Annotated in this window: 16 protein-coding genes and 1 tRNA gene; 7 read left to right on the forward strand and 10 right to left on the reverse strand. The window is 66.5% G+C overall.

Features of this window, described 5'->3' with window-relative positions; translation table 11 throughout:
• Positions 1–16: 16 nt before the first annotated feature.
• Positions 17–646, reverse strand: a complete 630-nt coding sequence (locus M2390_RS11930; RefSeq protein ID WP_259178978.1) for a TetR/AcrR family transcriptional regulator — start codon at positions 644–646, stop codon at positions 17–19.
• Positions 647–761: 115 nt separating this feature from the next.
• On the opposite strand from M2390_RS11930, the gene M2390_RS11935 reads away from it, so the two are divergent.
• Together M2390_RS11935 and M2390_RS11940 are read left to right on the forward strand one after the other, a co-directional pair.
• A complete protein-coding gene (locus M2390_RS11935; RefSeq protein ID WP_259178979.1) occupies positions 762–2,033 on the forward strand; it encodes an MFS transporter in 1,272 nt (423 codons plus the stop codon).
• Positions 2,034–2,069: 36 nt separating this feature from the next.
• Positions 2,070–3,629, forward strand: coding sequence for a family 20 glycosylhydrolase (locus M2390_RS11940; protein ID WP_259178981.1), 1,560 nt, complete (start codon positions 2,070–2,072; stop codon positions 3,627–3,629).
• On the opposite strand, the gene M2390_RS11945 is transcribed toward M2390_RS11940, so the two are convergent.
• The 5 genes from M2390_RS11945 to M2390_RS11965 form a co-directional block, all read right to left on the reverse strand.
• Positions 3,626–4,051, reverse strand: coding sequence for an RbsD/FucU family protein (locus tag M2390_RS11945; RefSeq protein ID WP_259178983.1), 426 nt, complete (start codon positions 4,049–4,051; stop codon positions 3,626–3,628). The two genes, M2390_RS11940 and M2390_RS11945, sit on opposite strands and share 4 nt — an antisense overlap.
• Positions 4,044–6,863 carry a hypothetical protein gene (locus M2390_RS11950; RefSeq protein WP_259178985.1) on the reverse strand — a complete coding sequence of 940 codons (2,820 nt, stop codon included), beginning with the start codon at positions 6,861–6,863 and terminating at the stop codon, positions 4,044–4,046. Before M2390_RS11950 ends, M2390_RS11945 begins: the two co-directional genes overlap by 8 nt.
• On the reverse strand, positions 6,860–8,515 hold the full coding sequence (locus M2390_RS11955; RefSeq protein ID WP_259178986.1) for a cytosine permease: 1,656 nt from the start codon (positions 8,513–8,515) through the stop codon (positions 6,860–6,862). The genes M2390_RS11950 and M2390_RS11955 overlap by 4 nt, the downstream gene beginning before the upstream one ends.
• Before the next feature lie 54 nt (positions 8,516–8,569).
• A complete protein-coding gene (locus tag M2390_RS11960) occupies positions 8,570–10,078 on the reverse strand; it encodes a cytosine permease (RefSeq protein WP_259178987.1) in 1,509 nt (502 codons plus the stop codon).
• A 170-nt stretch (positions 10,079–10,248) separates the two neighbouring features.
• Positions 10,249–11,145 (reverse strand): PfkB family carbohydrate kinase, encoded by an 897-nt coding sequence (locus tag M2390_RS11965; RefSeq protein ID WP_259178989.1) that lies wholly within the window; start codon positions 11,143–11,145, stop codon positions 10,249–10,251.
• A gap of 87 nt (positions 11,146–11,232) precedes the next feature.
• On the opposite strand from M2390_RS11965, the gene M2390_RS11970 reads away from it, so the two are divergent.
• Complete coding sequence (locus M2390_RS11970) at positions 11,233–12,210, forward strand: LacI family DNA-binding transcriptional regulator (protein WP_259178991.1); 978 nt, start codon at positions 11,233–11,235, stop codon at positions 12,208–12,210.
• Positions 12,211–12,232: 22 nt separating this feature from the next.
• Here M2390_RS11970 and M2390_RS11975 read toward each other — a convergent pair.
• Positions 12,233–12,306 (reverse strand) — tRNA-Gly (locus M2390_RS11975).
• A gap of 125 nt (positions 12,307–12,431) precedes the next feature.
• Here M2390_RS11975 and dcd point away from each other — a divergent pair.
• A complete protein-coding gene (gene dcd / locus M2390_RS11980; RefSeq protein ID WP_259178994.1) occupies positions 12,432–13,037 on the forward strand; it encodes a dCTP deaminase in 606 nt (201 codons plus the stop codon).
• A gap of 58 nt (positions 13,038–13,095) precedes the next feature.
• Here dcd and idi read toward each other — a convergent pair whose 3' ends face one another.
• The 3 genes from idi to M2390_RS11995 all read right to left on the reverse strand — a co-directional run bounded on the left by idi (position 13,096) and on the right by M2390_RS11995 (position 15,632).
• Positions 13,096–13,614, reverse strand: a complete 519-nt coding sequence (gene idi / locus M2390_RS11985; RefSeq protein ID WP_259178995.1) for an isopentenyl-diphosphate Delta-isomerase — start codon at positions 13,612–13,614, stop codon at positions 13,096–13,098.
• A gap of 73 nt (positions 13,615–13,687) precedes the next feature.
• Positions 13,688–14,998, reverse strand: coding sequence for an MFS transporter (locus M2390_RS11990; protein WP_259178997.1), 1,311 nt, complete (start codon positions 14,996–14,998; stop codon positions 13,688–13,690).
• Positions 14,999–15,086: 88 nt separating this feature from the next.
• Positions 15,087–15,632, reverse strand: coding sequence for a TM2 domain-containing protein (locus M2390_RS11995; RefSeq protein ID WP_259178999.1), 546 nt, complete (start codon positions 15,630–15,632; stop codon positions 15,087–15,089).
• Between the two features lie 245 nt (positions 15,633–15,877).
• Between M2390_RS11995 and dnaK the strand changes: the two genes are divergently transcribed.
• The 3 genes from dnaK to M2390_RS12010 are packed head-to-tail and all read left to right on the forward strand — an operon-like array spanning position 15,878 to position 19,315.
• Entirely contained in the window at positions 15,878–17,728 is a 1,851-nt protein-coding gene (gene dnaK / locus M2390_RS12000) for a molecular chaperone DnaK (RefSeq protein WP_121687736.1), read from the forward strand.
• Between the two features lie 4 nt (positions 17,729–17,732).
• On the forward strand, positions 17,733–18,353 hold the full coding sequence (locus M2390_RS12005) for a nucleotide exchange factor GrpE (RefSeq protein ID WP_259179003.1): 621 nt from the start codon (positions 17,733–17,735) through the stop codon (positions 18,351–18,353).
• A 5-nt stretch (positions 18,354–18,358) separates the two neighbouring features.
• Positions 18,359–19,315 (forward strand): DnaJ C-terminal domain-containing protein, encoded by a 957-nt coding sequence (locus tag M2390_RS12010; protein ID WP_121687734.1) that lies wholly within the window; start codon positions 18,359–18,361, stop codon positions 19,313–19,315.
• Positions 19,316–19,391: the final 76 nt, after the last annotated feature.

Below are 19,391 nucleotides of genomic sequence, written 5' to 3' on the forward strand. Positions count from 1 at the left end.
GGTGAAAGGGTGCGGGCTAGTCCCGGGCCGACTCTTCCGCGAGCTGCGCGTCTGGGCGGAGCATCGTCAGAACCTCGCTCAGGGTTTCCAGGGGCTGTTCCAGCGGGGTGTCGGGGTCGAGGAGCCACTGCATCTGTGCCCCGTCGGTCACGGCGATGAGCATTTTTGAGAGCTTTTCGGCGGGGATGCGGGTGGTGAGCCTGCCGGCCGCCTGCTCCGCCTCGACGTTCTCGGTCATCTCTGCCAGCAGCTGGGCATAGCGCTGGGTGAGGACATCGTGTGCCGGATGGTCCGTGCTGTGTGCGGCCGCGGTGAGGGACACAAAGAGCTGAATGAGCCCGGGGGTACTGGCGCTGCGGCGAATGAGGTCCACATACAGTTCGGGGGCACCCTTATCGTGTTCCTGGGCCGCCCGCTGGGCAAGGTCGCTGCGCGAGGCTCGGTCGCGGTGCAGGAGGATCTCGGTGAGTAGGCGCTCACGGGAATCGAAGTAGTGCATGACCCCGTTGACGCTGAGGCCGCAGCGCTCGGCCACCGCGCGCAGACTGGTCCCGCGATAACCCTCGACCGCAAAAACCTCGAGGGCGGCGTCGAGAATCTGCACGCGCATGTGCTCACCCTTGGCGTATCGACCTCGTGTACCCATGCACACAGTCTAGCCATCGGGGGCTGGTGCGAGTGCGCAAAGTCGGGGAAGGGTTGCCCCTCGATGACGAATCCCGTATGTTGTACGGTATTGGTCAGAGTGGATCGGGGAACGTATGAACAAGCACATCGTGATGGATAGCGCCGAGGGTGGTGCCGGGGCATCCGCCGAACGACTCAACCGCGGGCAGCGACGTCTGCTGGGGGGACTGATTCGCACAAACTTCTCGCTGTTTGTGGTGTGGGGCGCGGTGGGCCTGCTGCTCCAAGCCCAGGTTCAGGAGCTGAGCCCGGACAATAAGGAAGCCAGCTACACGCTGATTGCGAGTGCCGGGGCGATCATCGCCCTGTTCATCTCGCCCATCGCCGGATCGGTGTCCGACCGAACCCGCTCACGATTTGGCCGTCGCACTCCGTGGATCCTGATGGGATCAATCGGCGGCGGAATCGGGCTGCTGGGCATCGGTAGCGCCAACACCCTGGTTCAGGTATTCCTGGGATGGATTGTGGTGCAAATCACGCTCAACTTCATGGGCAGCGCGCTGATGGCCATCCTGCCCGATCAGGTGCCCGATAAGCGTCGTGGCCTCTACGCGTCGATGCTTGCCGTGGGGATGGGCATTGGCCTGGCCGCGGGGCAGATCTTTGCCTCGATGATCGTGCCCAATTTCCTGCTGGCCTATGCGGTGGTGGCGGGTATCGTCTTCCTGGGGGCGGCGTTCTTTGTGGTCCTGAACCCCGGAAAATCCAACCTGGACGAACCGCGCGAACCCTACCGGTGGCGTCAGATGCTGAGTACCTTCTGGGTCAACCCGATCCGGCATCCCGACTTTGCCTGGGCATTTTTGGGGCGTTTCTGCCTCAACCTGGGCGCGGCCATCACCGGCGTATTCACGTTCTTTGTGCTGCAGGATTACATCGGTCTCACCCACGCCGATGCGCTCGCCGCTATCCCGGTGCTGACCCTGACCGCGCTCATTTTTGGTGTGGTGACCACCGCGCTTGTGGGCTGGATCTCCGACCGCGTGAGCCGCCGGCGCATCTTTGTCTCCGTGGGGGCGGGGCTTGGTGCGGTGGGCATGCTCATCCCCCTGATCACGCCGACCCTGACCGGAATGATCATCGGTGCCGCGATCGGCGGAGTCTCCGCGGGGACCTTCCACGCCGTGGACCTGGCCCTGATCACCCAGGTTCTCCCGAGTTCCAACGACTACGGCAAGGACCTGGGTGTGATCAACATCGCCACCACCCTGCCGCAGAGCATGGCGCCGATTATCGCGGGTGTGATCGTTGCCTTCCTGGGCGGCTATCCGGGCCTGTACTGGTGCGGCCTGGTGATCCTGACGATCGCCGCAGCGAGTGTGTGGCGCATCCGCTCCGTTCGCTAAGACCTCCTCTCATCCCTACTCGAAAAGGACAATCCGATGCCCATTACCCTGCCCCTTCCGTGCAGCCTGCACACCGGTGCTCCGCTGCGTACCCTCACCAATCAGACGCTTCGGGTGTCCGGGCTCACCGAATCTTTGACCCGGGCCGCTGCGCTGATCGAGCGCGCCCTGGGCGTGACGCTGCAGCCGGATGATTCCGATCCGGATGTGATCCTGCGCCGGGAGAGTGTTCCCGCACCGACCCCGCATGGAACCGACCCCCGTCCCGCCGACCGGGCGGGCGCGAGCGAGGCCTATGAGGTTCGCACGGTGGACGGGCACCTGGTGGTGCGTTCGGGATCGGACGAGGGATTCTTCCGGGCGCTGGTCTCGGTGGCCAGCCTGATCACCCTCGACGTGCTGCCCGAGGCTGAAATCCGCGACTACCCCCGATACTCCTGGCGTGGGCTCTCGCTGGATGTGGTGCGGCGCTGGTTCAGCGTGGACGAGGTCGAGCGGATCATCGACCTTCTCGCCCTGCACAAGTTCAACGTGTTGCACCTGCATCTCAATGACGTCGAGGCCTGGAGGTTTACGGTCCCCGGATATCCGACGCTGACTCCGGAGCAGGAGTTCTTCACCGCCGCCGACCTGGACCACCTGGTGGAGTACGCTCGCGACCGGTTTGTCACCCTGGTGCCGGAGGTGGATTTCCCCGGCCACGTGGCCGAGACCGTGCAGGCACTCCCCGGGTTTGAGACCCGGGTTGGCGTGGTTCCGCTGCTCACCTACCTGGACTGGTCCGATCCGGGTGTTGCCCCGTTTGCGCGCGCGGTTCTGAGCGAGGTTGCCACCCGCTTTGACTCCCCGTACGTACATATCGGGGGCGATGAGGTTTTTGGGTCCCCGCGTGAGGTGTATGCCGAGTTTATCCGCGAGTGCCTGGCCGAGCTACACGGACTTGGGCGGCGTGGAATCACCTGGCAGGAGGCGGTTCGAGCGGGCGCGCACGGCCCGACGGACCTGGTGCAGCTGTGGGTGGGCGATCGTGACCAGATTGACCCGGAAAAAGTGCGTGCCGCCGCTCCGGCTGAGCTGCGGCCCCTGGTGGACAAGGCCGAGGCAGACGGCCTATTGACCGCGTCGACCCATGACCACCGGCTGATCGGGACCGCGGGGATCGGCACCATCGTGTCCTCGAGCGATCCGCTCTATCTGGACCGGACCCCCTCGGAGGGCAGCAGCGACCCGGAGCAGCAGCGAGCGTTCGATGAGCGCTTGGGGAATAAGGGGTATGTCCCCACGCCATCCTGGTCGATCATCGATTGGGAACCGGAATCACAGGCGGATATCGTCGCCGGACGGATCCGCGTTTCGGGGATCGAGGCGGCGCTGTGGTGCGAGACCGTGGAGAACTTCGATGATGCCGCGCAGCTTCTGCTTCCGCGCCTGGGCTTTGTCGCCCAGCGTGCCTGGCAGCGTGAGGAGGCCGTGCCCGAGGAAATCATTCGGGCAACTCAGCACTCCTCACGCGCCTGGGAGCGGTTGGGCTTTACCGGTTTCCACCGGAGCGTGGACGTGTTCCCGCACGCCACCCCCGCCCGAGTCGATTCCTAAACCACACCCTTGGTGATCAGAAAGCAGCCGTAGGGGCGGTCATCGGTGGTGGCGATGACCGCAAACGCCGAGCGGGCGCGAACGTAGAACTCGAATCTCTCGATTGATTCGATCCCGATTGCGCGCCCCTCGGCGGCCTCGGCCGCGGCGAACAGCTCACGCTGCACCTCGGGGATTTCCTCGGGTTCGCCCACGACCTCCATCCGGCCGATCGGCGTGGGGATGAACGTGTCCACGGGGAACACGGTGAACAGCGCCTTCGCCAGCCGGGTTACGTCGATTCCCGGCAGGGTGATGACCTCGGCCCCGGCCGCGTGCGCGGGGTAGTTGCGGTCCACTACGGCGAGAACGTCGCCGTGGCCCATCCGGGCGATCGCATAGAGCAGGTCAGCGGAGAGCAGCGGATCGATTCCTTTAAGCATGGTGTGAGCCTTCCGTCGGGGGAGTAAGGAACAGTGTGGGTGTGGCCAGGAGCCCGGTGAGTTCGGGTTCGGGACGCAACCCGGTACCCGCATAGAACTCGTTGGCTGCGGATCCGAATACGGTGATCGCCACCTCGTTGGTGCCCACGCGCAGCAGCTCCGCGGGGATCGCGAAACGGTAGGGGCGCCAGCCGCGCTCGCCGACGAGGGTGCCGTTGATCAACAGTCGGGCCGAGCCGGACACCGCGGGCAACTCGAGGATTGCCCCCGAGACCTCGGCCAGCTCGAACGTGGTGCGGTAGGTGGCGGCGCCCGAGTACTCGGGAAGCACGGTCTGCCAGCCGGCAGTCACATCGATCGGGACGCTTGAGCCGCCGTGTGCCGTGGTGAGGGACCAGTCGTTCGAGAGGATCCGGGTGTCCGCGGGGGCCGGGGTGCCTGGGTTGGCCTGGGCGTCGACGTTGCTGGCCGATCGCGAGCCGGTGCTCGGTGTCTGGCTCTCGTGTGCGGCCGAACCCGCCCACACAAACAGGCGCAGCTCGCCCGGTTCCAGGGCGACCCGGTGGTCGGTCAGCGATCGTGCCTGGCCGCCGGAGGCGTCCCATTCGGCAACCACGGTGCCGGTGAGCACACCGGATACGGAGGACACCCCGTCGTTGAAGAGCGCGACCCGGGTGAACCCGCGGGCGTCGACTCCGGCTCGGATTCGCAGGCCGGCGTTGTCCGCAGACCCAGCGGTGCCGTCGTTGATACCGTCATCTCCCGCGCCGTGCATCTCGACACGGAACACCGTGGCGCCCGATGGCGCGACGCCGAGCACGGCGGCCAGCGCCGACGCCTCGGGTGCGGTGCTCAGATGGGTGCCGGGTAGCGCGCGAGCGGCGGCACCGTCCTGGAGCGTTGTGAGATCGTCCCCCGAGCGGAACACCCGGATTCCCGTGCCCTCGATGGCTTCGAGCGATGCCACGCTGGCCTCATTAGCGAGCGTTCGCACACCGGGCAGCACCAGGATCTGCGCGGTGGGGATCGATCCCGCCGCGATGTCCGCCAGGGCGCGCTCATCCACCACCCGCCAGGGGATTCCGGCGGTGTCCAGAGCCTTCGCCCAGGCACCAAACTGGTCGAAGTGAGCACCCGACTGGCCGTGGGTCCAGATGGTGCGCAGCGGCCAAAACAGCAGCACGGAGGCCTCGTCGGAGAGCGGTTCGAGGAACTCGCTCAGCCGGGCAGACTCGGCAGCAAAGGCCGCGTGGAAGTCGGCAAACCAGGGCTCAAAGTTGATGCCCGGCGGGAAGTCGAAGCGCGGGTTGGCCATCGACTCATGATCGTTACCGTGCCCGTGGGTCTGATAAAACCCGTGGAAGACCATCTGCCGCATACCGGCTAGGTGGTGCCGGATCGTGGTGGAACGCAGCTCGTCCAGGGTCAGTCCCCAGTGGCCCGACCAGGGGGTGCCACCCTCGGGTGGAGTGAGGAAGTACTGCTCGACGATCGTGCCGGTGCGTCCGGTCGCGCGGGCAATCGAGTCGCCCAGGCGCGGGCTCAGCTGGGCCACGCCATCCTGGGCATCCACGGCGGTGAGGTCACGGTAGGCATCCACACCGAAGTGGTCGAGGCCGAAGTTTGCCCGCAGGTCCCAGTCGCCAAACTCGGTGCCGGGGGTGAACGTGCCGATGTGGGTCAGGACCTCATGGCCGGACTGCAGCAGGCCGTAGCGGTGGCTCCAGTCGCGCAGCTTCCCCAGGAACCCCTCCATCGAGAGCTCGGCGTAGAACTGCCAGAATCGGGCGCGCAGGGCGAGGGCCGCGGGGTCCTCGGTCTCGGTAAAGACCGCCCAGATCGTTGCCGCATGGGTGTCTTCGCCGATCGCGCGGGCCAGATCCAGCGTCGTGGTGTGGATCGGGACCGAGGAGCCGACCCCGCCCGAGCGCTGCGCCCAGTCGTAGTAGACCGCGTGCGGCTGATCGAAGAAGACGTAGCGCACCGTGGAACCGAAGTGGTCGCCGACGGCCTCGCGGAAGGGCTCATAGCCCGCCTCGATGAAGCGATCCACGGCCTCGGGATCCAGCGGATTGACCAGGTGCGAGGTGGAGGACCGGGCGGACACCAGGACCAGGGCCGACCCCAGCGCGGGGTTCGCACCGGCGATGCTCAGCGCCGCCTCGGTATCGGTGGCCTCGATGCGGGTTGCGGCGGTAATGTCCACGACGCTCGCCGAGGTGGCGCGGGCGGTGGTCTCGGTACCGTCGACGGCCAGCGCCCGCTCGATCCGCCAGTCGGTCCAGAGCGGCACACTGCCGTCGTAGTGCCAGGCCATCGCGGCGGGGCCGAGTCCCTCGGTGCCCGAGACGATGCCGGAGATCTCCCCGGTTCCCGTGCCGTCCGAAAGCTCGATCCGGGTCCAGAACAGGTGACGTTCGCGCAGGTGGTCGTGCCCGGCAACCGCGCGGCCGCCGGCCTGGCCGGTCTGCCAGTTGTAGTCGTCGTAGAAGCCCACGATCATGCCCAGCGCGGCGGCCTCCTCCACGGCCCAGCGGCACGCGGTGAGGTAGGCGGGTTCCAGATACTCGTGCATCGGGAACGACAGGCGCGCCTGAACCTGGAAGCTCTTGATTCCGGCCGCGTGCATCTGCCGCACCTGGGTGCGCACCTGATCCTCGTCGGGCAGGTGGTGCCAGAACCAGTAGGTCGCCGGGGAGTGCCAGACGTCGGGGGTCACAAAGGATGCGTCGGTGGCCAACATTGCGGCGGCGTCGGCGGTGTTGGCAGCGTCGGTGGTGTTGGCAACGTCGGCGGCGCGCTCGGTGTTCATCGGGCAGCCTCGGGATCGAGCTCGGCCTCGGGAGCCTCGGCGGTTTCGGGGGCCTCGGTTGCTACGACGTCCTCGGGAACGGCAGCAGGAACAGCCACGGCCACCCCGACCGCCAGAATCTCGGCGTCCGCGGGCAGGTCACCCTGCTCGGAGGCCGGGAGCTTCGAGCGGTCCGGCGGCAGGTCCACCTTAAGGACGAAGGTCAGCAGCGCGTAGAGCGCGGCACCGAGCAGCATCGCGCCGATCACGCCGATGTTGCTGGCCCCGATCACACCCTCGCGGGCCTCCTTGGTGAGGAAGAACCCGGTGATGTGGGCGAAGTTGGGGTCGGCGCTGGTCACGGTGCCGAGGCCCACGATGGTGCCGATGATCAGGCTCACAAACGCGGTCCAGCGCCAGTCGCGGCCGCCGAAGCCCGACCCGTTGATCATCCGGATGTCCCAGTTCAGGCGACGCTGGCGGATGAAGTCGACCAGCTGGATGCCACCCATGGTGCCCATCAGCACGGCGATCAGCGAGAGGAAGGACTGGAACGTAGCCAGGAACGAGGTCGAGATGAAGAGCAGGTAGAAGGCGCCGGCGGCGATCAGCAGCGCGTTGATCGCGGTGGTGACCGAGCGACGCAGCGGGAATCCCACGGCCATCAGCGCGAGGCCCGAGCTGTAGATACCGGTGGTCGCGGCGGACACCAGGGACAACACGATCACGATCGAGAACGGGATAAAGAACCACATCGGCAGCAGCGAGGTCAGCGCACCGATCGGGTCGTTGGCGGCGGCCTCACCGAGCTTGGCATCGCTGCCGACCAGCAGCGCCCCCACGACGAGCATCGCGATCACCGGGACGGCGATACCGAAGGTCGTCGCCCCGATCACGCCGCGGGCGTGGGTCTTGCGGGGCAGGTAGCGGGAGAAGTCGCCGCCGGAGTTGATAAAGCCGATGCCCACGATGGTCATGGCCATGATGATGCCGCCCACAAACACAAACGGGTCGCCCGCCTGGGCGGTGCCCAGCTGACCCCACTTGACCTCGGGGAGCACAAAGAACAGGAACGCGATGGTCATCACGCCGGTGATCCAGGCGATCCACACCTCGATGGCCAGGATGAATCCGTGGCCAAACACCGCGGCGGTCATGGTGACCGCGAGCACCACGATGAACCAGCCCACGGTGGTCGGCACGGTGGGGGCACCGCCGTCTCCGGCAAAGAGCGCGGGCCACACCTTGGCAAACAGGTTTGCCCCGGTGGTCGAGGCCAGCGTGATGCTGGTCACCTGCCAGCCGGTGTTGGAGAGGTAGCCGAAGAAGGCGGGCAGGAAGTTGCCCTTGGAGCCGAACGCAAAGCGGGTCTGCACGAGCGTGGGCAGGCCGGTGCGCGGACCACCCACGGCGATCAGGCCCACCAGCGCGGCCGAGATCAGATAGCCGAGGGTCCCGGCGATGATCGTCTGCCAGACATTCAGCCCCAGGGTGAAGATGAAGATTCCGTAGCTCACCCCCAGAATCGAGACGTTCCAGGAGAACCAGACCGGGAACAACCCGCTGGGCTTACCCCGACGCTCGGCGTCCGGAACCGGATTGATACCGTTCGCCTCGACCCCCATCGTGCTGCTGGTGGGGGTGCCGATGGCGCCCGCTGCGTTGTCGCTCATGTTGCTCCCTTGAGGAAACCGGTGGGGCGCGGCGGGTGCCGCGCCCCGAGGATGTTATTTGGTGATCGACGGGTCGATCTTGGAGAAATCGGGCTTCGGATCAATCTTGAAACCGAAGGTGAGCAGAGCGTAGCTTGCCGCACCGAGAACCAGGGCGATGATCACTCCGATGTTGCTGGAGCCGATCACCCCGGCGCGTGCCTCCGGGGTCAGCAGGAACCCGGTGACGTGAGCGAAGTTGGGGTCGGCGCTGGTCACGGTACCCAGGCCCACGATGGTGCCCAGGGCTAGGCTGGCCAGGGCGGTCCAGCGCACCGTGCGTCCACCGTAACCGGCGGGCAGCGCGAGACGCGTGTCCCAGTTCAGGCGACGCTGACGGATGAAGTCCACCAGCTGGATGCCACCCATCGTGCCCATCATGACCGCGATCAGCGAGAGGAAGGACTGGAAGGTCGCCAGGAAGGAGTCGGAGATGAAGAGCAGGTAGAAGGCTCCGGCGGCGATGATCAGCGCGTTGATCGCGGTGGTCATCGAGCGGCGCAGCGGGAAGCCCACGGCCATCAGGGCCAGGCCCGAGCTGTAGACGCCGGTGATGGCGGCCGAGATCAGTGAGATCACGATCACGATCGAGAACGGGATGAAGAACCACATCGGCAGCAGCGCGGTGAGCGCACCGATCGGGTCGGAGGCGGCGGCCGCACCGAGCTTGGGATCGCTGCCCACGAGCAGGGCACCCACGATCAGCAGGGCCACAACCGGCAGCGACAGGCCCAGGGTGGTCCAGCCGATGACCGACTTGGCCGGGGTCTTGCGCGGCAGGTAGCGGGCGAAGTCACCGCCGTAGTTGAGGAAGCCGATGCCCACCATGGTCATGGCCATGATCACGCCGCCGATGAAGACCAGCGGGCCGCCGGCCGGGGTCTGACCCAGCTGGTCCCACTTGACCTCGGGCAGCACAAAGCCCAGGAAGGCGATGGTCATGATGCCGGTGACCCAGGAGATCCACACCTCGATCTTCATGATGAACTCATGCCCTAGCACGGCCACGGCCATGGTGACCGCGAGGACAACCACAAACCAGATCACCACGATGAAGGTCGCGGGCTTGCCCGAACCGTTGCCGAAGACGCTCGGCCACAAGGTCGAGAACAGGTTGGCGCCGGTGGTGGAGGCCAGGGTGATGATGGTCACCTTCCAGCCCATGTTCGACAGGTAGGCGAAGAAGGCGGGTACCACGTTGCCGCGCAGGCCGAAGGCGAACCGGGTCTGCACCAGGGTCGGCAGGCCGGTGCGCGGACCGCCGACGGCCAGCACACCCACCAGGGAGGCGGAGATGATGTAGCCGATGGTGCCGGCCAGGATCGTCTGCCAGACGTCCAGTCCCAGGGTGAAAACAAAGATGCCGTAGCTGATGCCCAGGATCGAAATGTTCCAGGCGAACCACACGGCGAACAGGCCCCGGGGGGAACCTCGACGTTCGCTGTCGGGGACGGGGTTTACACCGTTGGTTTCAACGGTGAGGGCTGAGCCTGCGGTGTCGCGAGCCTGAGCCTCGTTGCTCATGATGTGCCTTTCAAATGGCGGTTGTGGGGAGGGGTGGTGCCCGGAAACCGGGGTGACTGAGCACCGGGATCGTGATCGCGTCGCCGAGGTCACGAAGTGGGGGACGTGGAGGGGAGGTCCACGATGAGGGGTGCCGCTGGGAGCGGGCCGAAATCTAGCTGGGGATGGGCTTAGGGCATCGGAGTTGTGTCCCGAGCGCCGTGAATGGTGACCACGACCGCGGCCGCGGTGGCCCCGGCGGTGGCCGCCGAAACCAGGTCTTCGCCGCGGGCGAGGGCCGCGGTGAGGGTTCCCAGGAACGCATCTCCGGCACCGACGGTGTCGACCGGAGTGGTGCGGATCGCGGGAACGTGGGTGACCTCGCCGCCCTGGCGCACGAGGGCGCCGTCGCCGCCGAGGGTGACCACGACGTCGCCGCCGGGCAGGTCACCGATCAGGCGGTGGGCGATGGCCAGGGGCTCCTCATCGGTGACCGGTTCCAGGTCCAGGGCCTGCTCCAGTTCGACCTCGTTGAGCACCACGACGTGGGCTCGGCGCACGGCCTCGGCCGCGCCGTCGCGCCAGGGGGAGGGGTTCAGGACGATGCGGGCGCGCTCGCCGAAGGCGTCGAGGGCGGCATCGATCACGGGGGCCTCGACCTCGTGCTGCAGGGCCACGACGCTCGGTGCGGTGTGGGTCGCCGCCCAGTCGCTCACGTGCTGTGCGGTGAGGTGGGCGTTGGCGCCGGCATTGACCACGATGGTGTTTTCGCCGCCGGCCAGCAGCAGGACCGCGCGTCCGGTGGGCACATTCGGGACGCTCACCAGGTCTCCCAGGGCCACGTTCACCGTGCGCAGGTCCGCGAGGGCGGGATCGGCGTCGTGCCCGACGGCCGCCAGCAGCGTTGTCGACGCGCCCGCGCGAGCGGCGGCATAGGCCTGGTTTGCGCCCTTTCCGCCGCCGCGTTCCACCATGTCGAGCGCGGCGATCGTCTCGCCCACCCGCGGGGCGCGGGGCAGCGTAAATCCGGTATCGAGGTTTACCGAGCCGATCACCAAAACGTCAACATCATTGTGTGGGAAATGCATTTCCCAAATGTCGCATGAGGTTCCAAATCTGTCAAGCCGGAGGCCGTGTTGTTGGTACTCTAAAAAGATTGACGTGCAGGAGGACCGATGGCCAGACGCGTGAGTCTCAAGGATGTGGCAACCGCCGCGGGTGTCTCCCCGACGACCGCCAGCCGGGTGCTCTCCGGCGTGGATCGGAACGTGGCCCCGGAGCTGGCCGAACGCGTTCAGGCCGCCACCGTGGAGCTCGGCTATCGCGTGAATGCCGCGGCCCGTGCCCTGCGCCTGCAGACCACCGGCTCGATCGCGCTCGTGGTGCCCTCGGTGGCGAATCCCTATTACGCCGAGCTGGTCGCCTCCTATTCGCGGCACCTGGACGCCGAGGGTCGCCGCGTGGTGACCTTCGATACCAACGACTCGGTCGAGAGTGAACGTCGTCAACTCGCAGATATGGACCGGGTTCTGGTGGACGCGGTGCTGATCGCCCCGGTGGACCATGAGGGCAGCGCTCCGGCAATTGCCGCACTCGCGGCCACGCATGCGGTGGTTCAGGTGGACCGTATCGCCGCCGGTGTGGATGCTCCCGCGGTCAGGTTGGACAATGCCGCCGGAATCCGACTGCTGGTTGAGCACCTGCGCGAGGGCGGCCGCGAGCGCATCGTCCTGGTGGATGCCGAGCCGCGCTCCTCGGCCAGCCGCGAGCGGGCCGAAGCGTTCCGCGAGGTGGCTGGGCTCGGCTGCACGGTCCTCCAGATGCCCACCTTTTCGATGCACAGCGGAACCGAGGCGGCCCGCATCCTGCGCGAATCCGCGGACATGCCGGACGCCGTGATCTGCACGGCCGACGTGGTCTCCCTGGGCCTGCTCACCGCGTTCCAGCATGCGGGACTGCGTGTCCCCCAGGACATCGCCCTGGCCACCTTCGACGGCACCGCGCTCTCGGGCGTCACAAGCCCGGGTCTCACCACCCTGGATTCGGTCGTGGATGAGATCGTCCGCGCCTCGCTGGAAATCGTCGACGGGACAAGAAGCACGGGCCTGCTGGTGACCCCGCGGGTGCTGGTGCGCGAGTCCACCGGGCACTAGCCGCGGAAACTCGACTCAAAACTGGAGCGAATGACGGGAATCGAACCCGCGCTACCAGCTTGGGAAGCTGGAGTTCTACCATTGAACTACATTCGCGTATCGCCGCCGGAGCGTCGATTTCCCCACTCTACTAGACAACGAACGCCGCGCAAGGCGGCGCGGCGTGAACGGGCGTGCCGAGTACGGTAGGTTCCGCGGGAATCCGCTGTAGGATGGGCCACGTGCTGCTCTCCGACCGTGATATCAAAGCCCAGATCAACGCCAACCGCATTGGCCTTGAGCCGTTTGCGCCCGAGCTGGTTCAGCCCTCCAGCGTGGATGTGCGCCTCGACCGGTTCTTCCGGCTGTTTGACAACCACAAGTACTCCTACATCGATCCCTCCGAGGAGCAGTCGGAGCTGACTCGGATGGTCGAGACCGATCCCAACGAGCCCTTCATCCTGCACCCGGGCGAGTTTGTGCTCGGGGCCACCTATGAGCGGGTCACCCTGCCCAATGACATTGCCGCACGCCTCGAGGGCAAGTCCTCGCTGGGTCGGTTGGGTCTGCTGACCCACTCCACCGCGGGCTTCATCGACCCCGGCTTCACCGGCCACGTGACCCTCGAGCTGGCCAACGTCGCCAACCTCCCGATTCGGCTCTGGCCCGGCATGAAGATCGGTCAGCTGTGCTTCTTCCAGCTGACCTCGGAAACCGAGAACCCCTACGGGAGCGCCACCACCGGGTCGCACTATCAGGGCCAGCGTGGGCCGACCGCCTCGCGCTCGTTCCAGAACTTCAAGCGCACGGACATCTCGGACACCAGCCAGGGTGCGCTCGGTGCCTAGCCTTCCGGCCTCACGGCAATCGCCCCACCATGCGGTGGGGCGATTGCCGTTTTTGCGGTTAGGCGTCGAGCTGTTCGAGCTGTTCAACCAGCCACGGGCTGATCGACCAGGGGGCGATTTTGGCCAGCTGGGCGAGATCCGCGGGCTCAACCCAGCGGTACTCGGCCACCTCGTCGGGGTTGGGCACCAGATCCGAGGAGAGCGTGGCGGAGAAGACCGGGCAGATCTCGTACTCGACGATGCCGCTGGCATCCACCGCGCGGTAGCGGAAGTCGGGCAGCAACGGGGTGATGTCGGTGACCGTGGTGCCCAGCTCGTCGGCCGCACGCCGCGAAATTGCCGACTCGAAGGACTCTCCGGGGGCCGGATGTCCGCAGAACGCGTTGGTCCAGACGCCGGGCCAGGCGACCTTGCTCAGCGCGCGCCGGGTCAGCAGAATTCGGCCCTGCTCATCGGTGATGTGGCAGGAAAACGCGAGGTGCAGCCGGGTGTTGTGATCGTGCACCTCGGCCTTGTCGGCGATGCCGATCGGTTCGCCGTCCTCGGACAGCAGCTGCACGTACTCGCGGTTTGACATACCCCTATTCTCGCTGGTCACGGCTCGGCGCGCGAATGCAGCACGCTCGCTATGTAAGCGACTGGACCGCGTGCTAGCGGACCGACTGAGGCAGGCGCACCGGAATCATCAGCGCGAGGCCCAGGGCGATCACCAGGATCAGGCCCAGGATGCCGAAGTACTGCGCGCCACCCAGGGTGACCGCGATCCCGAATGCCGCGGGGGCGATGAAGGAAACCGCGCGGCCGGTGGTGGCGTAGAGCCCAAACAGTTCGCCCTCCTTGCCCGGCGGGATGATGCGTGCCAGGAAGGACCGCGAGGCCGACTGGGCCGGCCCCACAAACGCGGCCAGGCCCAGGCCGAAGATCCAGAAGACCGTGTGTCCGCCATCGTGGAGCACAAACACCACCACGCCGAAGGTCACCAGCCCGATCAGCGCGGCCATGATGACCGTGCGCGGACCGAAGCGATCATCCAGGCGGCCCGAGGCGATCGTGACCACGCCCGCCACCACGTTGGCGGCGATCCCAAACAGGATCACGTCGCCCCCGCTGAACCCGAAGGTTCCCACGGCCAGAACCCCGGCGAAAGTGAAGACGCCGGCCAGGCCGTCGCGGAAGATGGCGCTGGCGATCAGGAAGCGCGCGGTGGTCCGGTCATCACGCCAGAGCCCCACCAGGTCCCGGCCGAGCTTCTTATAGGAGCCGAGGATGCCGATCTTGGCACCCGGGGCCGCGGTGCCTGGGGCCTCGGGGATGACTCGGAGCACCGGGATGGCCGAGAGGCCGAGCCAGGCGGCGGCGATCAGCATCGAGATCCGGACGTCCCAGCCATTGTCCGAGGTGATGCCGAAGATCCCCACATCGGGTCCGATCAGGCTCACGTAGAGGATGAGCAGCAGCACGATGCCGGCGATGTACCCCAGGCCCCAGCCGAAGCCGGAGATCTTGCCGATCGTGGCCGGGGTGGAGATCTGGCCGAGCATCGCGTTGTAGTTCACCGAGGCGAACTCGAAGAAGATGTTTCCGGCGGCGAGCAGGAACAGTCCGAGCCACAGCAGGTCGGGTTCCGGGGCAACAAAGGCCAGGCCCGCGGTCGCGGCGACCACCAGGTAGGTGTTGACGCCGAGCCAGAACTTGCGGCGGCCGCTGCGGTCGGCACGCTGCCCGGTGACCGGTGCCAGCAGTGCGATGATCACGCCGGCCCCCGAGATCCACCAGGACAGCTGTGCGGAGACGTGGGCCTCGCCTCCGAACGCGGGGGTCCGGGTGAGGTAGGTGGTGAAGACGAAGGTGGTCACCACGGCGTTGAAGGCGGCCGAGCCCCAGTCCCACATTCCCCACGCTAAGACCGGCTTGGAGAGCAGCCGCGGTTCGGGGGAGGGGGTGCGCAGGGCAGAGGTCATGGCCCCAGGGTACTGCCCCGAAGCGAATCAATGGCAACCAATATGTAAACCGATGGGGTGGCGGCGGGTGCCTCGCCCCGTCGGCGCACTAATCGCGCAGCGGGCGTCCCTCGGCGTCATTGTTAAACGCGCGGGCGCGGGCGAGGATCATGATGCCCTCGATCAGGCCCCAGAGCGCGGCGGTGCCGAAGGTCACGATGGTGGCGGCGATCTGCAACAGACCGATGCCGATGTACCCCAGGTAGAAGCGGTGTACGCCGATCGAGCCGAGGAAGATGCCGAGCAGGCCCGCGGTCAGACGACTCTTGGCGGCCGGGTCGTAGGGGGCATACCCGGGCGGATAGCCGGCGGCACCCTGCTGAGGATAGCCGGACGGTGCACCGGGTGCACCGGGCTGCGGGTAGGCACCCGCGGTGCCCTGCTGGCCGTAGCCGGGGGTGCCCGGGGCTGCCGGGTAGCCGGCGGTCGCGGCCGGAGTCGTGGGGACCTGCCCGGTCAGCGGTGCCGGAAAGTGCGGCAGCGCGCGCGACGGGTCGGTGTCGGCGGGGATTTCTGACGCCGCCGCCGAGGTCTCGGGTGCGGCATCCTGGGGCTGGGCGGTGTGATCCGCGCCCGTGGGATCGGTCGTACTCATGACTCCAGGGTACGCGAGGGTCCGTCATTTTTGACGCAGCGACGGGGATTTTGATGCCGAAAACCAAAGTTGAGTCATGAAGGCTCAAGATTTCCTGAGAGCGGCTTGACACCGGTATTGCGTTCGGTAAACTTGAGCCTAGGCAACTCAACTATGGGATTGCCGCCGACTTCGGGTTCGGTTACCCGGACCCGGGACCAGTTCACGGTATTCGCCCTTCCGGGCGAGAACGAAGGAGAAAACACATGGCACGTGCAGTAGGCATTGACCTCGGTACCACCAACTCGGTGGTCTCGGTCCTCGAAGGTGGCGAGCCCACCGTTATCGCCAACGCCGAGGGTGCTCGCACCACCCCGTCCGTTGTTGCATTCACCAAGGATGGCGAGGTGCTCGTCGGTGACACCGCCAAGCGCCAGGCCGTCACCAACGTTGACCGCACCCTCGCGTCGGTCAAGCGTCACATGGGTACCAACTGGACCTTCGACGTAGACGGCAAGAAGTACACCCCGCAGGAGGTGTCCGCTCGTATCCTCGCGAAGCTGAAGCGCGACGCCGAGCAGTACCTGGGTGACACCGTCACCGACGCCGTCATCACCGTTCCCGCCTACTTCAACGACGCCGAGCGTCAGGCCACCAAGGAGGCCGGTGAGATCGCGGGCCTCAACGTGCTCCGCATCATCAACGAGCCCACCGCTGCCGCCCTGGCCTATGGCCTGGACAAGGGTAAGGAAGACGAGCTCATCCTGGTCTTCGACCTCGGTGGTGGAACCTTCGACGTTTCCCTCCTTGAGGTGGGTAAGGACGACGACTTCTCGACCATTCAGGTCCGCGCGACCTCCGGTGACAACCGCCTCGGTGGAGACGACTGGGACCAGCGCGTGGTTGACCACCTGGTCAAGAAGTTCAAGGAGACCACCGGCGTCGACGTCTCCAATGACAAGATCGCGCTGCAGCGTCTGAAGGAAGCGGCCGAGCAGGCAAAGAAGGAGCTCAGCTCCTCGATGTCCACCTCGATCCAGCTCCCCTACCTCTCGCTGACCGAGTCGGGCCCGGCCAACCTGGACGAGACCCTGACCCGCGCGCAGTTCGAGAACATGACCAAGGACCTGCTGGACCGCACCAAGAAGCCGTTCCAGGACGTTATCCGCGAGGCCGGCGTCAAGGTTTCCGACATCGCTCACGTGGTGCTCGTTGGTGGTTCGACCCGTATGCCGGCCGTGGCCGAGCTGGTCAAGGCCGAGATCGGTCGCGACGCCAACAAGGGTGTCAACCCGGACGAGGTTGTGGCCGTCGGTGCCGCCCTGCAGGCAGGTGTGCTGAAGGGTGAGCGCAAGGACGTTCTGCTGATCGACGTGACCCCCCTGAGCCTCGGTATCGAGACCAAGGGTGGCATGATGACCAAGCTGATCGAGCGCAACACCGCGATCCCCACCAAGCGCAGCGAGACCTTCACCACCGCCGATGACAACCAGCCCTCGGTGGCCATCCAGATCTTCCAGGGTGAGCGCGAGTTCACTCGGGACAACAAGAACCTGGGTACCTTCGAGCTGACCGGTATCGCACCGGCACCGCGCGGTATGCCGCAGATCGAGGTCACCTTCGACATCGACGCCAACGGTATCGTCCAGGTGTCCGCCAAGGACAAGGGCACCGGCACCGAGCAGAAGATCACCATCTCGGGTGGATCGTCGCTGTCCAAGGAAGACATCGAGCGCATGGTTCGTGAGGGCGAGGAGCACGCCGCCGAGGACGCCAAGCGTCGCGAGCAGGCCGAGACCCGCAACTCCGCCGAGCAGCTGGCCTACTCGATCGACAAGCTGATCAAGGACAACGAGGACAAGCTGCCCGAGGACGTCAAGAACGAGGTTCAGGGCGACGTTGACGCACTGAAGTCCGCTCTGGCCGGCGAGGACGAGGATGCGGTCAAGACCGCCTTCGACAAGCTGAACGAGTCGCAGGTCAAGCTGGGCGAGGCCATCTACGCCCAGAGCCAGGCCGAGGCCGCTTCGGCCGAGGGCGCCCCGGCAGCAGCCGAGTCCGATGAGGACGTGGTTGACGCCGAGGTCATCGAGGACGACGAGTCGGAGAAGAAGTAACAACATGACCGAACAGAACCCCACTCCCGAAAACGAAGAGCCCACCACGGGCACCGAGTCCGGCGAGCACGGTTCGACCCAGGAACCGGGGGCCGCTGAGGCCCCCGGTTTCGGGGCATCCGAGGATGCTCCCGAGGTCGAGACCGAGACCGAGACCGGGTCCAACGAGATCTCCGACGAGGAACTGGCAGTGCTGTCCGGCCAGGTTTCCGCCGACGAGATCCTCGCCGACCTGCAGCGGGTGAACGCCGAATACGCCAACTACCGCAAGCGCACCGAGGCTAACCGTGGCATCGAGAAGGAGCGCACCGTGGGTGCCGTTCTGACCTCGCTGCTGCCGGTCCTGGACGACCTGGATCGTGCCGCCAAGCACGGAGACCTCACCGAGGGATCCGCGTTTGCGCTGCTCGCCGAGAAGCTGCGCGGCACCGTCGAGAAGATGGGTCTGACCTCCTTCGCGGCCGCCGGTGAGGTCTTTGACCCCAACCGTCACGACGCGATCTTCCAGCAGCCCAGCGCCGATGTCACGGTGGAAACCGTGGCCGACGTGGTCGAAACCGGCTACCTCATTGGTGAAACCCTGTTGCGCCCCGCCAAGGTGGTCGTCCAGGTTCCTGCGGAGTAACCGCTATGGCTAGCCAGGACTGGTTCGACAAGGACTTCTACAAGGTACTCGGGGTGTCCAAGGACGTCTCCGACGCCGAGCTGAAGAAGGTTTACCGCAAGCTCGCGCGCAAGTATCACCCGGATTCCAACCCGGGCGATGCCGCCAGCGAGGCCAAGTTCAAGGAGATCAGCGAGGCCTACTCGGTCCTCAACGACTCCGAGCAGCGGGCCGAGTATGACCAGATGCGCGCCATGGGTGCCGGGGCGCGGTTCACCGCTCCCGGCGGTGGCCGCGCCGGCGGCGGGTTCGAGGATGTCTTCGGCGGTCGTGGCGGCCAGCAGGGCGGGTTCGAGGACCTGTTCAGCGGCATGTTCGGCGGCGGCGGTTTCGGCCAGACCAGCGGAGGATTCCGCGGGTTTGGCGGGCCGACCCCGGGTCAGGACGTGACCGCATCCACCACGATCGACTTCATTACCGCGGTGCAGGGTGAGACCATCACCCTGCAGACCGGCGAGGGTCGCACCATCAAGGTGAAGATCCCCGCGGGTGTGTCCGATGGGAAGAAGATCCGGGTGCGGGGTAAGGGTCGTCCCTCTCAGGACGGCGGTGCCCCCGGCGACCTGGTGTTGACCGTGCACGTGCGTAAGCACCCGGTGTTTGAGCGCGACGGCAACAACCTGCGCGTGACCGTCCCGGTGACCTTCGTCGAGGCCACACTCGGTGCCACCATCGAGGTCCCCACCCTGGGTGGGGACCCGGTGAAGCTCCGGGTTGCGCCGGGTACCCCCTCGGGCCGGATCCTTCGGGTCAAGGGCCGCGGGGTTGCCACCGGATCGGGCACGGGCGACCTGCTCGCGATCGTTCAGGTTGCCGTACCGGCCCACCTGAGTGCCGAGGCGACCGAGGCGCTCAAGGCGTTCCACGCCGTGGAGCCGAACGAAAACCCGCGCGCGGACCTGATTGCTCGGGCTCGCGGCTAACACCCACACCCGTTTTGCGGAATCGATTGTCCGGTGCCGCGGCGGCTGTAAGTCCCCCGAACGTGAGGCCGGTGCC

Origin of the sequence: Mycetocola sp. BIGb0189 (assembly GCF_024810155.1) — a bacterium.
Classification (GTDB): domain Bacteria; phylum Actinomycetota; class Actinomycetes; order Actinomycetales; family Microbacteriaceae; genus Mycetocola; species Mycetocola lacteus.

Bases quoted from the DNA above. Each gene is read 5' to 3' on its own strand.
- M2390_RS11955 (WP_259178986.1), bottom strand. From the start codon at position 8,515: ATGAGCGACAACGCAGCGGGCGCCATCGGCACCCCCACCAGCAGCACG.
- M2390_RS11970 (WP_259178991.1), top strand. From the start codon at position 11,233: ATGGCCAGACGCGTGAGTCTCAAGGATGTGGCAACCGCCGCGGGTGTC.
- M2390_RS11950 (WP_259178985.1), bottom strand. From the start codon at position 6,863: ATGAACACCGAGCGCGCCGCCGACGTTGCCAACACCACCGACGCTGCC.
- M2390_RS12005 (WP_259179003.1), top strand. From the start codon at position 17,733: ATGACCGAACAGAACCCCACTCCCGAAAACGAAGAGCCCACCACGGGC.
- dnaK (WP_121687736.1), top strand. From the start codon at position 15,878: ATGGCACGTGCAGTAGGCATTGACCTCGGTACCACCAACTCGGTGGTC.
- idi (WP_259178995.1), bottom strand. From the start codon at position 13,614: ATGTCAAACCGCGAGTACGTGCAGCTGCTGTCCGAGGACGGCGAACCG.
- M2390_RS11995 (WP_259178999.1), bottom strand. From the start codon at position 15,632: ATGAGTACGACCGATCCCACGGGCGCGGATCACACCGCCCAGCCCCAG.
- M2390_RS11935 (WP_259178979.1), top strand. From the start codon at position 762: ATGAACAAGCACATCGTGATGGATAGCGCCGAGGGTGGTGCCGGGGCA.
- M2390_RS11940 (WP_259178981.1), top strand. From the start codon at position 2,070: ATGCCCATTACCCTGCCCCTTCCGTGCAGCCTGCACACCGGTGCTCCG.
- M2390_RS12010 (WP_121687734.1), top strand. From the start codon at position 18,359: ATGGCTAGCCAGGACTGGTTCGACAAGGACTTCTACAAGGTACTCGGG.
- M2390_RS11990 (WP_259178997.1), bottom strand. From the start codon at position 14,998: ATGACCTCTGCCCTGCGCACCCCCTCCCCCGAACCGCGGCTGCTCTCC.
- M2390_RS11960 (WP_259178987.1), bottom strand. From the start codon at position 10,078: ATGAGCAACGAGGCTCAGGCTCGCGACACCGCAGGCTCAGCCCTCACC.
- M2390_RS11945 (WP_259178983.1), bottom strand. From the start codon at position 4,051: ATGCTTAAAGGAATCGATCCGCTGCTCTCCGCTGACCTGCTCTATGCG.
- M2390_RS11965 (WP_259178989.1), bottom strand. From the start codon at position 11,145: ATGCATTTCCCACACAATGATGTTGACGTTTTGGTGATCGGCTCGGTA.
- M2390_RS11930 (WP_259178978.1), bottom strand. From the start codon at position 646: ATGGGTACACGAGGTCGATACGCCAAGGGTGAGCACATGCGCGTGCAG.